Source organism: Scrofimicrobium sp. R131 (assembly GCF_040256745.1).
GTDB classification, from domain to species: domain Bacteria; phylum Actinomycetota; class Actinomycetes; order Actinomycetales; family Actinomycetaceae; genus Scrofimicrobium; species Scrofimicrobium appendicitidis.
This window is the reverse complement of sequence record NZ_CP138335.1, coordinates 1,650,049-1,664,717: the sequence shown is the minus strand read 5'-3', so window position 1 is coordinate 1,664,717 and position 14,669 is coordinate 1,650,049. Positions and strand designations below refer to the sequence as shown.

Sequence of the window (14,669 nt, the reverse complement as noted above, 5' to 3'; positions counted from 1 at the left end):
GAGCCCCTCCCGCCACGCTAGGCCCGTGGGTTCCACTCTCCCTTGGCGACCGCCGGCACGAAATCGTGCAGGTCGATTGGCCAGCGCACGGTCTGACCGGTTTCGGCCGCCCGATAGGCCGCCATCAGTAGTTCCATGACTTCCACTCCGGCCACGAGGGACTCCAGGGGCTGGGTGCCATTGAGAAAGTCGCGGGTGAGGGCTGCATTCTCTCCGGTGTAGCCGTAGCTGACGGATTCGTCTGAGAGAAGCGGCATGAGTCCCTGTTCCGCGTTCTGCTTCTCAATTAGGTCCTCACCTTCGGACTGTTCCAGGGATCGTGACAAGAACACTTTCGACTCGGTAGAAAGGGTGTCTGACTCCATGGAGTACTCTGGGCCAAGAAGTTCGAAGGAGAGGCGTAGGCCCGCTCCAACGTAGCTCCACGAGGTGGTAGCTTCGACCACGACCGGTTCACCGTCGCCGTTGACAAACTCAAAGACCGCGTGGGCGTAGTCCTCGCTGGGGCTCTTGGTATAGTCCACCACGCCCGGGTAGTCTGCCTTCAACTGGCGTGCGTATTCCTCCCGGCCCCATTTCAAACTAGCAATGGTGGCGGTCACCGCCACTGGTCGAAGCCACTCGGAAGAGGATTTGCCCGGAGGGGTGAGCAGGAACCTGCCGGCCTCCACCGAATGGCACATCATGTCGTTTAGGACGCCTCCGCCTTCCGTCACCCCGTTCCAGAACCAAGTGTTGTGGGGGCCAGAATGTTCTTCTGCGGCCCGGGCCAGGTAGGGTGAGCCGGCTGCAGCTGCTCCCCGCTGCCAAATCACCTCCCGTGCCCTTACCAGTCCGGGAGCGTAGACCTGGTTCTCCAGGTAGCCGTGTAGAAGCCCTGCGCTTTGGACCATTTCCAACACCTCTGTGGCTTCAGCTACGGTGCGGCCCAGTGGTTTCTCAATGGCGATGGCAGTTAGCTCAGCGCGTCCTTGAATCACCTCGTCAGTAATAGCGCGAATTACCTCCAACCTCGTGTAGTTGGGGGTTAGGACCCAGATGGCGTCTACCCGCGGGTCCCGAACCAGATCAACCACGTCGGTGTAGGAGGCTACGTCGGTTCCCACTCCCGTCTCGGCGGCCGTCTTCGCGAGTTCTTTGGCCTTGGTCAGAGTGCGGGAGCAGACTGCGACAATGTCGCCATCCCGGACCCCCTGCCAGGCGCGGACGTGGAAATTCCCAATGAAGCCTGCGCCGAGGATGCCGACCCCAAGAGTCTTTCGTTCAGTCATTGCCAGTACCTTTCTTTGTTTTTGTCGAGATGGGGATTAGGACCGCAACCGCCGCTGGCGGCCATAGACGGCCAAGAGAGTGATTAGGACCAAACCGTTGATCACGATCCGGCCCGATTCCGGCATGTTGATGGTGGTGAGGAACGAAGTCAGGACTGTCAGTAGGATTGCGCCGACTGCTGAGCCCACGTATCCGCCGATTCCTCCCGAAACCAGCGTTCCTCCGATCACAACCGCGGCCACCGAACGCAACGTGTAGTCATCCGCCAAATTCAGGAACACCGTCTCCGTGTAACCGAGCAGCATGATCCCGCCCAGAGCTGCGAACAGGCCCGAAGCGGAGTAGGCCAGGAGGATGGTTCGATTGACTGGCACTCCGGATAGCCTGGCCGCAGTCCGATTAGCGCCGACGGCGTAGATGTTCCAGCCCAGTGACGTGTGTCGAAGCATAAGGGTGATCAAGATGGTGGCGATCAACCACAGGAAGAGGACTCCTGGGAGCTGGAAAAGCCATCTGTCGTTGACCAACGCCGTCAAGGCCGGGGCGCTGCGTCCCCCAGCTTTTCCTTGGGTGTAGGCCAGGATCAACCCCTGAACCACGCCCATCATCCCCAGAGTCATGACAAACGGCGGGATCCGAAGATAGAGGACCCCGAGGCCGTTGACCAGACCAATGGCGGCTCCAACCGCCAAAGGAACCGCTATGGCCAACAGCAGGCCTTCATCTGATCCGGCCATCATCTTGGAGGCAATGATGGCCGCAAATGTCGCCACCTTGCCCACCGAAAGGTCGATTCCGTCTCCGCCGGTGAGAATGACGATCGTCTGTCCGATGGCGATAAATCCGAGGAAACTAGCGACCCGCAGCATTGAGACCACCTGGCCGTATGAGCCAAATCCGGGGGATACCAGCTGGCCCACCACGATCAGAATGATCGCGATGATTCCGGCTACTAGCGCGGGGTTTCTCAGCCAAGATGGAACAGAATTGCGAGTTCCGGTAGGCATCTCCTCTAGGGGAGCTTCAGGCTGCCTCATTTCTTGCCTCCCTTGCCGGTAGTCAGGACCGAGAGTGCAAGGGCGAAGATAATGATGAGCCCGCTCGCCAAAGCTCGGTAGGTGGTGGGTACGCGCATAAAGGCCAAAATGTTGGTGCTGATGGCCAGAATCAGAGCGCCGGCGATGGCGCCAATGGGTTTGCCTCGACCACCGCTCAAGGCAATCCCGCCCAAAACTACTGCGGCGATTGAGTCTAATGCCATGTTGGCGCCGATTAGTGGATCACCTGAGCCAGTATTGGCCAACACGGCAAAAGCCGCGAAGCTGGTGAAAACCGAGGCCACGGTGAAACTGGAAAATATGACCGAAGTGACCGGGACTAGGGAGGCGTAGGCGGCCTCTCTGTCTCCTCCGACTGCGTACAGGTGGCGGACGAACTTTGTCTTTGACACCATCCACCACAAGAGACCGCCGAGAACCACAATGATCACCGGCACCGGAACGAACGCCACCGCCATTCGGTAACCGCTAGTCATGGCTGGTGGGACCGCTCCGCCTGGGGCAGGCAGGACAAACAGAGCCAAGCCGGAAAAGACCGATGCGGTGGCAAAAGTGGCGATCAGCGGCTGCAAACGAACTATCGCCACGACCAGGCCATTGATGGCCCCGCAGATGGCCCCGGCAAGTATTGCTGCCAAGAGACCCAGGACAATTCGGCTATCTTGCCCGTCCATCACTCGGAGTGCGATGACCGAGATCAGGGCAACCTGTGCTCCGATTGAAAGGTCCAGTCCACCACCGATCACGACAATTGCCTGGGCCAGGGCAGCGAACACCAGCGGAACAAACGTCGCAAAGTTGCTGGTGAACGAATAGAGGGTGAAGAAGGTTGGCTGAACGGCCACGTTGACGACCACCACTGCAACCAAAAGGAGTCCCGTGATAGCGCTTGAGAGCGTGAACGTCAGTCGGGAAGTCCACGGTTTTGACCCGTCTCGGACGATGAGCTCAGACATGATCCCCGCCTTTCTCTTCGACACGAAGCGCAGCCGCGACCAGATTGTCTTTGGTGATCTCGTCTCCGATTAGGTGATCAACGACGGCGCCCTCGTACATGACCAGGACTCGGTCGCAAAGCTCCAGCAGTTCTTCATCATCCGAAGAGTTCAACACCACCCCAACTCCGGCGGCTGTCAGTTCGCGGATGATCGAGTAGATCTCACTCTTGGCCCCAATGTCGACTCCCTTGGTGGGATCGTCTAGGAGCACCACTTGCGGTTGGTCAAGCAGCCATTTGCCGAGGACCACTTTCTGTTGGTTCCCACCGGAGAGGGAACTGACAGGGTCGTCAAGGCTACCGATTTTGATCCTGAGGCGTTGTACCTCAGCGCCGCCCACCTTGCGTTCCTGTCGAAGGGACACGAACACTCCGCCGCGGAGCCGGCGGGGGAGGCTCACAATGGATAGGTTCTCGAGGATCGGGCGTTTCATGAACAGACCCTGGGTGGAGCGGTCCCCAGGCACTAGGGCCAGTCCGGCACCGATGCCTCCTCGGGGATGGCGAATATCCCGGACGCGCCCTCCGGTCGAGATGGTCCCGGAGGAGTGAGGCCAATCGCCAAACAGTACGTGTAGCAGGTCTGATTGGCCCTGACCCTGCAGGCCACCAAGTCCAACGATCTCCCCGGCCTGGACTTCGAGATCAACTCCGGTCAGGGTCTCTGAGTGCAAGTTTTCCACCGCGAGCACCACCTGGTCGCGGCTTTTTCCCCGGGCCGTCGTTCGATTCGGAGGCGCCGAGGTGAGTTCTTCGCCGACCATCAGTTGCACCAGCTCGGGTTGGCTGGTTGTGGCCAGATCCACGGTTGCCACAGTCTGCCCGTTACGCAGAATGGTTGCGTGCGAACAGAGGGCCAGGATTTCTTCGAGGCGATGCGACACGAATACAACGCTCACCTCCTGCTCGATCAGGGCGTGGACCTGGTCAAAGACCAGTTGGACCTGATCACGACGCAGTGACGCGGTGGCTTCGTCCAAAACGAGGATCTGGGGTTTCCGTGCCATCGCTTTGGCGACCTCAACCAGTTGCTGGGAGCCGGGGCTTAGGCGGGACACTTCTGTGTCCAGGGTGGTCCCCTCGTCTAGGCCGGGCCAAAACGGGGCAATTGCCTCCTCTGCTGCAGCGCGCATCTTGCGAGACTTGAGAAACCCCTGGCCCGTAATCTCGGTGCCGAGCAGAAGATTCTCAGCCACGGTGAGCTGTGGGATCAAGGAGAGTTGCTGGTAAACCGCAGAAATTCGATGGTGGTATGCGTCCAGGGGTCTATTGATCTGGAGATCTTGGCCTGCTAGTCGAATGTGGGCACGGTCCGGTTTTACCGTGCCGGTGAGCACCTTGTTCAAAGTTGACTTGCCGGAACCGTTTGGACCCAGAAGTCCGTGTACCTGTGCTTTCTCGACGACAAGGTGGGCTTCAGCTAGTGCCTGGACCCCGCCGTAACGTTTGGATACCCCGGTCATTTCGAGCAGAGACATTGGCTCTCTCCATTCGGGCTTGGCGGTGGTGGTGGGTTGTACCCACCACCACCAGTAGGGGACTACTTGAAGTACGCAGCTACCTCGTCGGCGCTGAGGATTGAGTCAAGTACATAGGTGTCGGGTTGGTCCTTCACCTTTTCCCATTCCGCTTCGAAGTTCTCGTTGGTGATGGCCGGTGCAAGCGGCAACACAATAGTGTGTCCGTCGACCAGTTTGCTCTCATCGATTTCTTTCCCCTGAAGCTGGTTGATGATGAAGTGCATTGCCGTGGCACCGGTGCCAGGGGGGTTGATGATGCCGACAGAGGAGAACCCACTGGGGAGCAGGTCATTCCACATGCGCATGAAACCCACGCGTGCTTCGCCACTGGTCACGACTGAATCGGTCTTGCCAGCGGCCTCAATTGCCTTGAGCACGCCCTGGGCCATGCCGTCGTAGGTCCAGATGCCGGCAATTTCGGGATAGGTTGCTAGCAGGTCAGTGGCCACGGTCTGACCGGTTGTCTGGTCCCAGCCCCCATCGCCTCGGGTCAGGACTTCAATGCCTTTCTCCTTGAAGATTGGCTCGGCACCGGCCCAGCGGGCGTCCGTGGCGGGGTTTCCGGTGGCGCCTTCGACGGTGACAATCTTGTCGCCTTCCTTCAACTGGTCGGCAAACCACTGCGCGTTGGCCGCACCCAGGTCCTGCTGGGAGATGCCAACGTTAATGACCTCGGGCGAGTCGACCGCCTGGTCGATGGCGTAGACCAAAATCCCTTGGTCGGTGGCCTCCTTAAAGACTGCCGAAAGAGCCGAGGCGGAGTTGGGGTCGACGATAATGGCATCGACCCCGGAGTTGATTAGGTTGCGAATCTGCTGAATCTGACCGTTCACATCTGCGTCTGCGTTTTCCAGGATCAGGTCATCAACCAGACCCTGCTCTTTGTACTCATCGAACACATCCTGAATGGCTTCGATCATCTGGGTTCGATACTCGCTTCCGACGAAGGCGTTGCTCACCCCAATGGTGAACGGGCCGGCCGAAGAAGCGGTTCCTTCGGCGCCGGATTCTGTGGCTGGTTCATTCCCACCGGATGCTGGTGTCGGTGAAGAACAACCCGCGAGGAGGGAAACCCCTGCTAGGGCGGCTACTGCGGACCAGACGAAACCTCGTGATTTCATTTCGTTCCTCCTTGATCGATCTGGCTCACCTACCTTATTTTCATCATGCAAATAAGGTAGCTCTCATTCTAGGAGGGGTCATTAGTGAGATCAAGCACAAGATCAACGAGTGCGATGGCGGCTGCAGCGGAGGTGCGTGATATCAAGCCAAAGTGAACCATTACAGTTTGATAACGGTCTGAGAGAGGGCGAACTAGGCCAGCTCCAGGATGCCTCCCGCGGCATCGAGGGCATAGAGGGCCGCGCCAACCAACTTTGCGTCACCCTGCAGTCCTGACGGAGAGAGGATCGGCTCGTGGAGGACGTTCTCGTGCAGGCGCTCCGACAGTGCTGGAATCACCAGGTGGGACCAACGGCCAAACAGTCCGTCAAACACGATCACTTCGGGAGCAACGATTGCGCACAGATTAACCAACTGGAACGCGTACTCATCCATGGCTTCCGAGAACAGGGCCGCAGCGCGGGGCTCGCCGCGTTCAACCTGGTCGAACAGCGCATCGGCCGAAGCGTCGTCGGAGAAAAGTACGGATGCTTCCACCGCCCGATCCCGCAGGGCCGTCTCGCCCAAACGGCGTTCTACCTGTCCGAATCCCTTGCGGTCTTCGCGCAAACCATTGACGTCCATTAGCATCCGCCCGAACTGACCGGCAGCCCCTCCCTGACCGCGCCATAGACGACCGTGTTCCACAATGCCCGCACCTACGCCTTGAAAGACGCCGATCGCCAGCAAAGAGTTGGCTTCGGGGATCGCGCCGCAGAAGAACTCGCCATAGGCGATGAGGTTGACGTCATTCTCCACAATGATCGGGCCAGGGCAGCAGTCGGCCAGTTTGCTCCCCAGTGGGAAGTCGTACCAGCCGACAGCCGGAGCAAGGGTAACCACTCCGGCATCCGTAACCGGTCCCGGAACTGAGACCCCTACTGCCACCGGCGGCAAACCTTCCCAACTTGCGAGCGCCTCTGTCAGCGAGGACCGCAGTGCCTCGGCTTTCTCTTCCGGCGAGAGTCCGGAGATTGCCCGAGAGTGTCTCTCTTCGATCTTCCCGCCCAAATTGATGGCGGCCGTCTCGACGACATCCTGCGTGATGTCGGCAGCTAGGATTCTTCTAGCGTCCGGGTTGAATTGAACCAGCATGGATGGCCGGCCACCCGTACTGAGGTCAGAACCTACCTCTTGGACCAGGCCCGATTCTTGCAGCGCCGCAGTGAGCCGGTTGGTCGTGGCCGGTGAAAGACCGGTCCGACGGGACAGTTCAACCCTGGACATCGGTCCGGCAGCCAATAGTTCCGCAAGCAATGCGGAGCGGTTGGCTTTTGCAGGATCTCTTGACCCAGTGGGCACCGGCCACCCCTTCCACCGCATCGACAAACGAACTGATCCGATAGTACCGTCTCCCACCGCTGCGCTAGTGCCCAGCGGGAGCCTGTACTAGGTTGGGAAATGATCGCACCGGCGAGCAGCAGGAGTAGACGATGAACGTTTCCGCGACAGGCCATCTGGTTGTCAGTGGTGGATCCGGACTGATTGGTCGCGCTCTGATTGAGGCTGCCCGGGCCCGCCAAATCCCGGTGGTGCAGCTAGTCCGGGGACTGGCCCGGACCGATGAAGAGTCGCAGTGGGATCCGCTTGGGGGCCGAATTGACTCGCAGGTGCTGGTGGGCGCGCGGGCGGTGGTCAACCTAAACGGGGCCAGTATCGGACGCCTGCCCTGGACGCGCAGCTACCGGCGGAAACTGATCAGCTCCCGGTTGGCTCCCACCCGAACGTTGGCGAGCGCGCTGCGGGAGCTGGGCGCGGGAGCACCGGCGTTCATTTCCGCCTCGGCCGTCGGCTACTACGGGAATCAGCCCGGTCGGGTCTTGACCGAGGAGTCCCCGGTCGGCAACACTTTCCTGGCCGGAATCTGTCGCCAGTGGGAGGCTGAGGCCATGGCCGCTGCTCCCGCCAGCCGGGTGGTCACGCTCCGAACGGCCCCGGTCGTCTCCCGGCAGGGAGTCCTCAAACCGATGGTGCGCTTGACCAAACTGGGGTTGGGCGGCCGGCTGGGTCCCGGCTCGCAGTACCTCCCGTGGATTTCCCTGGTGGACGAGGTGGAGGCAATCCTGCACCTGGTTGACTCCGACTGGTCGGGCCCGGTTAACCTGACCGGTCCCGCGCCCGCCACCGCTGGCGAGTTGGGCCGCGCGCTGGCCAAACAGCTTCACCGGCCCTACTGGTTGCCCACCCCCGCCTGGGCGCTGCGGCTTGCGTTGGGGGCGGATGCTGCCGACTCGCTGCTGCTGGCTGACGCTCGCGTAGTTCCGGCCGCACTGCTGGCCAGCGGGTTCCGTTTTCAGCACCGAACGGTGGACGAGGCGGTCGCCGCCGCCCTCGCAGCCAAAAGCTAAAGTAGGGGAATGGACTCATCATCTTGGGCTGATCAGCGGCGGGAGAATGCCCGGGCCCGGGCTGCCCTCCTGCGGGCCGAACAGGAACAGGAGTATGCGGCCGGGCGGGCGCTGCTGGCCCGGTTCGTCGAGGCGGCCCGCGAGGGCGGCCCCGCTCCCGAACCACTCTTCGTTACCCACCCGGGGAATGGGGCTCGCGCCCGCACCCCCCTGCGCGGCTGGTACCTGCGGGATAACCGCTCGATGGGCGTCGATGTTGACGGGAACTTCTACCTGCTCACCGCGCCCCTGACGCTGCTGGAGCGCCTGCGGGGAGTTCGGCCGGAGCCGGCCGACCCGCCCCTGATTCTGGGCAAGGGCGGCCGCGACGGAGAAACCATCGACTTGGTGGACGCGCTCACCCGGGTTTGGCCCGACTGGCAGAAACGGGCGCGCGGGTAACCTTCCGGCGACTAGCCCTGATCGGTCGGGGTGGGTGAGTCCCCCTCGTCCGCGGCCGGGGCTTCCGGATCCGAGTTTGGCTCATCCGGGGCCGAGGGCTCCAGCACGGCGGTGGTGGCTCCGCGGCGCTGACGGTCCATGATGAACCGTCCTTCGACCGCGTGGCGAGCTGCGCGCCAATCGGCAAATACTTCCGTCTTCAGGTCGCGGCGCCGGGCCAACTCCTCCGGCGAGGCGTCCTCGTCCAGCGGGTAGTTGTCGGGCAGCAGAGCCTGATCGTAGGGGAGGGGCCGCTTCTGATAGCGGTGGTGCGCCGCCCACAGAATTACCAGCACCGCGACCACCCACCAGAGCAGCAGGACCCCGACGGTGTGCCAGACAATGTTGGGCACCCCGGCGCCGGCAATCAACGCGCGGAAGGACAGCTGCGTGTACGTCATCGGCAACCACGGGTGGATCCACTGGAAGAAGGCCGGCATGGTCTCCACCGGGAAGGTGGCGCCCATCGACGTGATCTGCAAAACCAGCAGCACGATCGAGACGAACCGCCCGCGGTAGGCCAGAACCGCAATGCACGCCTGGTTGATCACCGCGAACGTGAGGGAGGCGAGCACGGCCACCAGGACAAACCCGGCCAGGTCCTTAGCTTCCATCTGCACTGAGAAGTTGGTCAGGACCACGGCAATCACGGCCTGAATCATCGCCATCAGGGCGGCGGTCGAGCCGGGGCGGATCGCCTGGAGGGCCCAGTGTTCACCCGGTCGGACGCCTCGGTCCAGCGCGGGCAGGACCAGGAAGATGGCGATGGCGCCCACCCACAGCGCCAGCGAGAGGAACATCGGGCTGAAGCCCGCCCCGTTGTTGGCCACCGGGTTGGCCCGGATCGGCTCCACCCCAACTAGCTGGGACACGGTCGAGGCGATGGAATCCTGGTCCTGGTGGTTGTAGTCGGGCACCTGGTCGCTGCCCTCGGCCAGTGCTCCGGCCAACTGTTCGGTGCCGTCGTGGAGGCGACCGGCCCCCTCGTCCAACTGGCCGACGCCCGCGGCCAACGTCGGCACCTGGGAGTTCAGTTCCGAGGTTCCGGCCGCGAGCTGGCGCGAGCCGTCACTCAGCTGACCTCCGCCGGCCCGAAGTTGCTCCGAGTTGGCGGACAGCTGGTCCAGGCCGGAGCTGAGCGCGTTGATCCCGCCGATCAGCGTCTGGTTGGCGGCCCCGTCAGAGGTGGAGCCGACCTGAGTTTGCAGGGTGGTCAGGCCGGATTCGAGTTGGGCCGAGCCGTCGGCCAGCTGGTCCAGCGAGCCCTGGAGCTGGCCCACCGCACCGATGGCCTCGTTTGCCTGGTCGGCAATCTCGCCCGCCTTGGCGGTGATCTCACCCTGGTGTGACTGCAAATCTTCCAGGAAGAGGCACAGGTCAGAGCCCGGGTAGTCCTGCTGGCATTGGGCGGACAGCTCGTCCAAGTTGGCGGCGGTGTCCTGGACCAGCTTCAGCAGTTCGTCGGGGAGCGGAGCCAACTCAGACACCGGATCGCTGATCTGGTGGAACCCATCGTCCAGCTTCTTGTTGCCGGCTGCCACCTGTGCGCTTCCGGCTCGGAGCTGCTCAATTCCGCTCTGCAGCTGTCCGGTCTTCCCCCGCAGGGTGTTTGCGCCGGCGGCTGCCTGATCCACGCCGGCGGTGTAGGCATCCAGGCCCGAGTTGAGCGAGTTGGCTCCGCCAGCCAACTGTTCGGCCCCACTGGAAAGCTGCGAGGCGCCGTCGGACAGGCTCGGGATCTTGCTGTTCAGCTCACCCAGCCCCCGATCCAACTGGTCGGCCCCCGTGTTGAGCTGGTCGGCCCCGTCGGCGGCGCTGACCATTCCCTGGCGAATCGTGCCGAAGGACCCCAGGATTGCGTCGACGTAGGTCTTGGAAGCGGTGGCCCGGATTTCATCTTCCAACGCGGTTGCGACCGTGCGAGCCATCGTCCCGGTCAGGTAGTTGACCCCGTCGTCTGTGACTAGTTCTAATTGGGCTGGGCGGGCGTTTGGGGCGGCCGAGGTGCCAATTTGGATCACGTCGGCGGACAGGGAGCGGGGGACGTAGAGGATGGCGGCCAGGGTGCCGTCTGCCAGCTGCGCCTCGGCATCGGCGCGACCCAACTCCTCCCAGGTGAAGCCCACGTCTTGGCCGGGGGCCGGGTCGGTCAGGGTGTCGACCAGCATTTCGCCAACGTCCAGAGTCTGGCGTTGGCCAGAGATCAGGTTGGCGGTGGCAGGCTGGTCCTCATTCACCACTGCGGCGCGGAGGTGGTCCAGGTGCTCAATTGGGCTCTGGTAGGCCGAAGACAGCAGGCCACCGTACATCAGCGGAATGAAGGCGATGGCGAGAATGACCAGAATATTGGCAAACGCATTTCCGGTGAGTTTGGGGCCACGCATGAGAACTCCTTGTCGACACCTCTTAAGTCCCGTCGCCAACCGAGGGCGGCGCGGATGCCGTCAAGCAGAACTGTCCAGCTCAGCGGCGATCCGAAACTAAGAGTCTACTCTCAAGGTTACGGTAGCGTAGGGTCGGAACTGAGGGGTTGCTCACCCAGCCACTTCCGGGGTGGAAGTGGGGTCGGACCGGCGCTTGCGGATGATCCGCTCGCGCCACCAGGAAATCCCCACCGCCACCAAGTACAGCGCAATCAGACCGAAGGCCTGGATGATCATGGGGATTGGGTTCGGAATGGGGTTGATGATGGCTGCAATCACAAAGGCCACCAGGACCGCCCAACGCCACGCCTTCAGCATGGCTTTCGCCGGCAGGATCCCGGCAAAGTTCAGGGCGACCAGGATCTCTGGCAGCAGGAAAGAGAACCCGAACGCGAACACCAGCGTCATATAGAAGCTGAGGTACGAGTCGGCTCGGAGCAGCATTTCGGCGCCGCCGGGCAGGAACGAGACCAGAATGTCGATCGCCTGGGGCACCACTTTGATTCCGGCCACCACGCCGGCCCCGAACAGGATCACGCCAGCCACCCCAAAGCCGAGGGCGTGGAGGCGTTCCTTCCGGCGCAGCCCCGGCCAGACGAACAGTCCGATCTGCAGGATCCACCAGGGGCTGGACAGGATGGCGCCGGTCCAAAATGCAACCCGGAGTCGCAGGTCGAAGGCGCCGCCAATGGTCTGGAAGTTCAGGCGAGGGTTGGCATCGGTGAGCTGGAGCAGTGGACGCTGAATGTACTCCAACACCGGCATGGTGAAGAACCAGCCCACGATGGTTCCCACCAGGAGGCCAAGCAGAATGAGAAGCAGGCGCTTGCGCAGTTCTTTCAGGTGCGCAAGCACCGTCATTCGCTTCTCAGGGTTTGGGGGGCGCCGGGTGCGCTCTTTCACGTCCCTTGCGGTTGATCAGGAGCCGGCGGACCGGCGGGCGGAACCTGGCCGGGTGGGGCTGACCCCGGGGCGGCAGGTCCGGCGTTGGGATCGTAGGCACCAGCCTGGGGCACGTTCGGGTTGTACGTGGGGGGCTGGGGCGGAACCGCATTGGGGTCGTATGTCTGCGGGGCGGGGGGCTCCTCTTGCAGCTCGCGCATTTCCTTCTTCAGGATTTTGGCGGACTGGCCGATCGAGCGCGCGATGTCCGGAAGCTTCGCGGCACCGAAAATGATGATCACCACCAGGATGACGATGATCCAGTGACTTGGTCTCATAGCTGATTGCGTCCTTTACAGCCTGGTTAGTCGGTCGGCGCCGGGGCCGATCCGGTCGAGGGGTTGTCCTCGCGATGCACTTGTATCGTAGCTGACCCGGGGTTCGACCTGGGGTTATTGCCGGTGGGAGAGGCCCCGTGCTTGGCCTGCTCGATCCAGGCGTCCATCTCCTCGCGGACCGCCTGGCGGATAATTTCGCGCGGATCGTATTGGCTTAAGTCAAAGTCTGACAGGTTGAGTTCAGTGAGGCCGGTGGACTGCAGGTCCAGGTTGGATTCCTCGCGGAGCTTGGCGCTGATAGAGCGGGCCCAGGCCACCAGGCGTTTGAACCCGCGGAGGGCGTCCTGGATGCCTTTCGGGCCCAAAATAATCAGGAAGACAAAGAGGAGGACCAGCAGTTCGGCTCCGTTGATCCCGAACATCTGGCCCTCCCCTCATCTCAACTAGGTTCGCCGACAGACTACCGCTACCGACCGGTCGAAGGATAGCTCTCGGCCAGTTGGGTGAGCTGGGAAATCGCCTGCTCAGGGTCGGCTCCCCGCCCAACGGCGACCCCGACCAAATAGGCTGAGAGTGGTGCCCCCGGCCGCGAGGGGCCGTGAGCGACCGTGCCGATCAGACCCAGCAGCGGTTGTTCCACCTCGGCAATGGTTTTCTGGTCCAGGTCCAGTTCGGTCGCGGCGGCGCCGAGCCACTGGCGCATCTTTTCCATTTCTTGCGGATCATCTTTCTTGGGTGCCACGCGGGTCTCCTCTCGTCGGTGAGTAACCACCTCAAAGTACCGCGTTGCTACCGGGGTGGACAAGATCCGCCCAATTGTCCGTACTTGACCTACAATTTTGTTTCATGCTTACAGCTGACGAACTTGATGACTATGCCGCGGCGCTGGCCACCCTGGGCCGGTTTCACCGCCAGGCGCCTGACGAGAACACGTTGAGTGCCTTCGGGGAGTTGCTGGAGGAATGGCCGGTCCCGGTAGGTGAGGCCTCGTCAGCCGGTCTGGCCCACCTGCGTACGTCTTTTGCCGAAGCCGAATCCGCCTATCAAATCCGGGGCGACCTGAACCGGCTCTACGGCGTCAGCGCGGTGGCTCGGGTAGCCCCGTACGAGTCGGTCCACCGCGACCGGGACGGGCTGGTGTTTGACCAGCAGACCCTGCTGGTGCGCGAAGCCTACCGGCAGCTTTCGCTGCAGGTGCCCCGGTTGAACCGGGAGCCCGACGACCACATCGGGGTTGAAGTCGACTTTCTGGCCCAGTGCCTGCTGCGGGCGCTCGACGCCCTCGATGCCGGCCAGGATCAGCAGGCGCTCACCTACCTGAACCTGGCGCGCGAGTTTCTGGCCGAGCACCTCAACCAGTGGGGACCGGACATGCTGGCCGAAGCAACCGAGGCCGCGGAAACCGAGTTCATGCGCGGGGTGTGCCAACTGACGATCGGCACGCTGGACTCATTTACTGCCGCTCTCGAGGATCTGCCGGCGGCCAGCTAGCGCCACGGAGGCCGGCGTCGAGCCGTCAGTGGCGCGCCGGTACATCTCAACCATCCCGTCAGTGCCCTTTTTGGCCAGCTGCCAGGGCGGAGCCAGGGTCCAGTAGGCTTCGACCACTCGCGGAATGGGGGCCCGCAGATCTGTGGCCACCCACGCCATGATTACCGCCATCAGGTTGTGAGCTTGCTGCTGGCGAGCCATCTCCAGCCACAGCGGGGTGAAGTCGGTGTTCTTCCACGAGCTCATCATCACCGCGAGGGACGCGCTGACGTGGTCGGCAAAGTAGTTGTAGAGGCCCACCAGCACCGCCGAGTTGGCGGTGACGATTTGGCGGTAGGTTCCCTCGCGCTCGCGCACGTGGGACAGAACGTGGGTGTAGACGTTCTGCCAGTACTCGGAATAGTCGGTTTCTTCGAGCTGCAGTGTGGAGTGAAGCATCCGTAAGCCCGGCTCCATCTCGGCGACGAGGGCGGCCACCAGGAGATCTGAGGGCGAACTGGCGTGGGCGTAAAAGCTGGTGCGGTGGACCCCGGCCAGATTGGTCAGCTCAGCGACGGAGACTTCGTCCACCGGCTTCTTGGCGCTCAAGCGCAGCACGGCATCGTGCAAGCTTCGTCGAACGCGCTGATACCGCGGATCATCCTCCGGGCGACGCTTATCCTCCTTCATTCGAATAAATGTAGTGCATCATCACCTAAT

At 62.3% G+C, this 14,669-nt stretch carries 15 protein-coding genes and 1 pseudogene; 3 read left to right on the top strand and 13 right to left on the bottom strand.

All coding sequences use genetic code 11. The annotated features are described in order from the left end of the window. Positions 1–17 precede the first annotated feature (17 nt). From SAC06_RS07710 to SAC06_RS07680, 7 genes and pseudogenes are all read right to left on the bottom strand, one after another. Entirely contained in the window at positions 18–1,271 is a 1,254-nt protein-coding gene (locus SAC06_RS07710) for a Gfo/Idh/MocA family oxidoreductase (protein ID WP_350257721.1), read from the bottom strand. Positions 1,272–1,307: 36 nt separating this feature from the next. After that, positions 1,308–2,309 (bottom strand): ABC transporter permease, encoded by a 1,002-nt coding sequence (locus tag SAC06_RS07705; protein WP_350257720.1) that lies wholly within the window; start codon positions 2,307–2,309, stop codon positions 1,308–1,310. Further along, complete coding sequence (locus tag SAC06_RS07700; protein ID WP_350257719.1) at positions 2,306–3,286, bottom strand: ABC transporter permease; 981 nt, start codon at positions 3,284–3,286, stop codon at positions 2,306–2,308. The genes SAC06_RS07705 and SAC06_RS07700 overlap by 4 nt, the downstream gene beginning before the upstream one ends. Further along, positions 3,279–4,805 (bottom strand): sugar ABC transporter ATP-binding protein, encoded by a 1,527-nt coding sequence (locus SAC06_RS07695; RefSeq protein WP_350257718.1) that lies wholly within the window; start codon positions 4,803–4,805, stop codon positions 3,279–3,281. Before SAC06_RS07695 ends, SAC06_RS07700 begins: the two co-directional genes overlap by 8 nt. 62 nt (positions 4,806–4,867) lie before the next feature. Beyond that, entirely contained in the window at positions 4,868–5,968 is a 1,101-nt protein-coding gene (locus tag SAC06_RS07690) for a substrate-binding domain-containing protein (protein WP_350257717.1), read from the bottom strand. Between the two features lie 193 nt (positions 5,969–6,161). Further along, a complete protein-coding gene (locus tag SAC06_RS07685; protein ID WP_350259174.1) occupies positions 6,162–7,103 on the bottom strand; it encodes an ROK family protein in 942 nt (313 codons plus the stop codon). Positions 7,104–7,151: 48 nt separating this feature from the next. Further along, positions 7,152–7,331 (bottom strand): annotated as a pseudogene (locus SAC06_RS07680) (winged helix-turn-helix transcriptional regulator); the annotation flags it as partial. 110 nt (positions 7,332–7,441) lie between these two features. Between SAC06_RS07680 and SAC06_RS07675 the strand changes: the two are divergent. Together SAC06_RS07675 and SAC06_RS07670 are read left to right on the top strand one after the other, a co-directional pair. Further along, positions 7,442–8,356, top strand: coding sequence for a TIGR01777 family oxidoreductase (locus SAC06_RS07675; RefSeq protein ID WP_350257716.1), 915 nt, complete (start codon positions 7,442–7,444; stop codon positions 8,354–8,356). A gap of 9 nt (positions 8,357–8,365) precedes the next feature. Then, positions 8,366–8,797, top strand: a complete 432-nt coding sequence (locus SAC06_RS07670) for a hypothetical protein (protein WP_350257715.1) — start codon at positions 8,366–8,368, stop codon at positions 8,795–8,797. An 11-nt stretch (positions 8,798–8,808) separates the two neighbouring features. On the opposite strand, the gene SAC06_RS07665 is transcribed toward SAC06_RS07670, so the two are convergent. The 5 genes from SAC06_RS07665 to SAC06_RS07645 form a co-directional block, all read right to left on the bottom strand. Beyond that, positions 8,809–11,220, bottom strand: coding sequence for a YhgE/Pip domain-containing protein (locus tag SAC06_RS07665; RefSeq protein ID WP_350257714.1), 2,412 nt, complete (start codon positions 11,218–11,220; stop codon positions 8,809–8,811). Between the two features lie 150 nt (positions 11,221–11,370). After that, entirely contained in the window at positions 11,371–12,120 is a 750-nt protein-coding gene (tatC, locus tag SAC06_RS07660) for a twin-arginine translocase subunit TatC (protein WP_350257713.1), read from the bottom strand. Positions 12,121–12,158: 38 nt separating this feature from the next. Then, entirely contained in the window at positions 12,159–12,479 is a 321-nt protein-coding gene (tatA, locus tag SAC06_RS07655; protein WP_350257712.1) for a Sec-independent protein translocase subunit TatA, read from the bottom strand. 26 nt (positions 12,480–12,505) lie between these two features. Further along, positions 12,506–12,901 carry a translocase gene (locus SAC06_RS07650; protein WP_350257711.1) on the bottom strand — a complete coding sequence of 132 codons (396 nt, stop codon included), beginning with the start codon at positions 12,899–12,901 and terminating at the stop codon, positions 12,506–12,508. Between the two features lie 44 nt (positions 12,902–12,945). After that, on the bottom strand, positions 12,946–13,221 hold the full coding sequence (locus SAC06_RS07645; protein WP_350257710.1) for a DUF6457 domain-containing protein: 276 nt from the start codon (positions 13,219–13,221) through the stop codon (positions 12,946–12,948). Positions 13,222–13,325: 104 nt separating this feature from the next. On the opposite strand from SAC06_RS07645, the gene SAC06_RS07640 reads away from it, so the two are divergent. Further along, positions 13,326–13,970 carry a molecular chaperone TorD family protein gene (locus SAC06_RS07640; RefSeq protein ID WP_350257709.1) on the top strand — a complete coding sequence of 215 codons (645 nt, stop codon included), beginning with the start codon at positions 13,326–13,328 and terminating at the stop codon, positions 13,968–13,970. On the opposite strand, the gene SAC06_RS07635 is transcribed toward SAC06_RS07640, so the two are convergent. Then, positions 13,929–14,639 (bottom strand): TetR/AcrR family transcriptional regulator, encoded by a 711-nt coding sequence (locus SAC06_RS07635; RefSeq protein ID WP_350257708.1) that lies wholly within the window; start codon positions 14,637–14,639, stop codon positions 13,929–13,931. The two genes, SAC06_RS07640 and SAC06_RS07635, sit on opposite strands and share 42 nt — an antisense overlap. Positions 14,640–14,669: the final 30 nt, after the last annotated feature.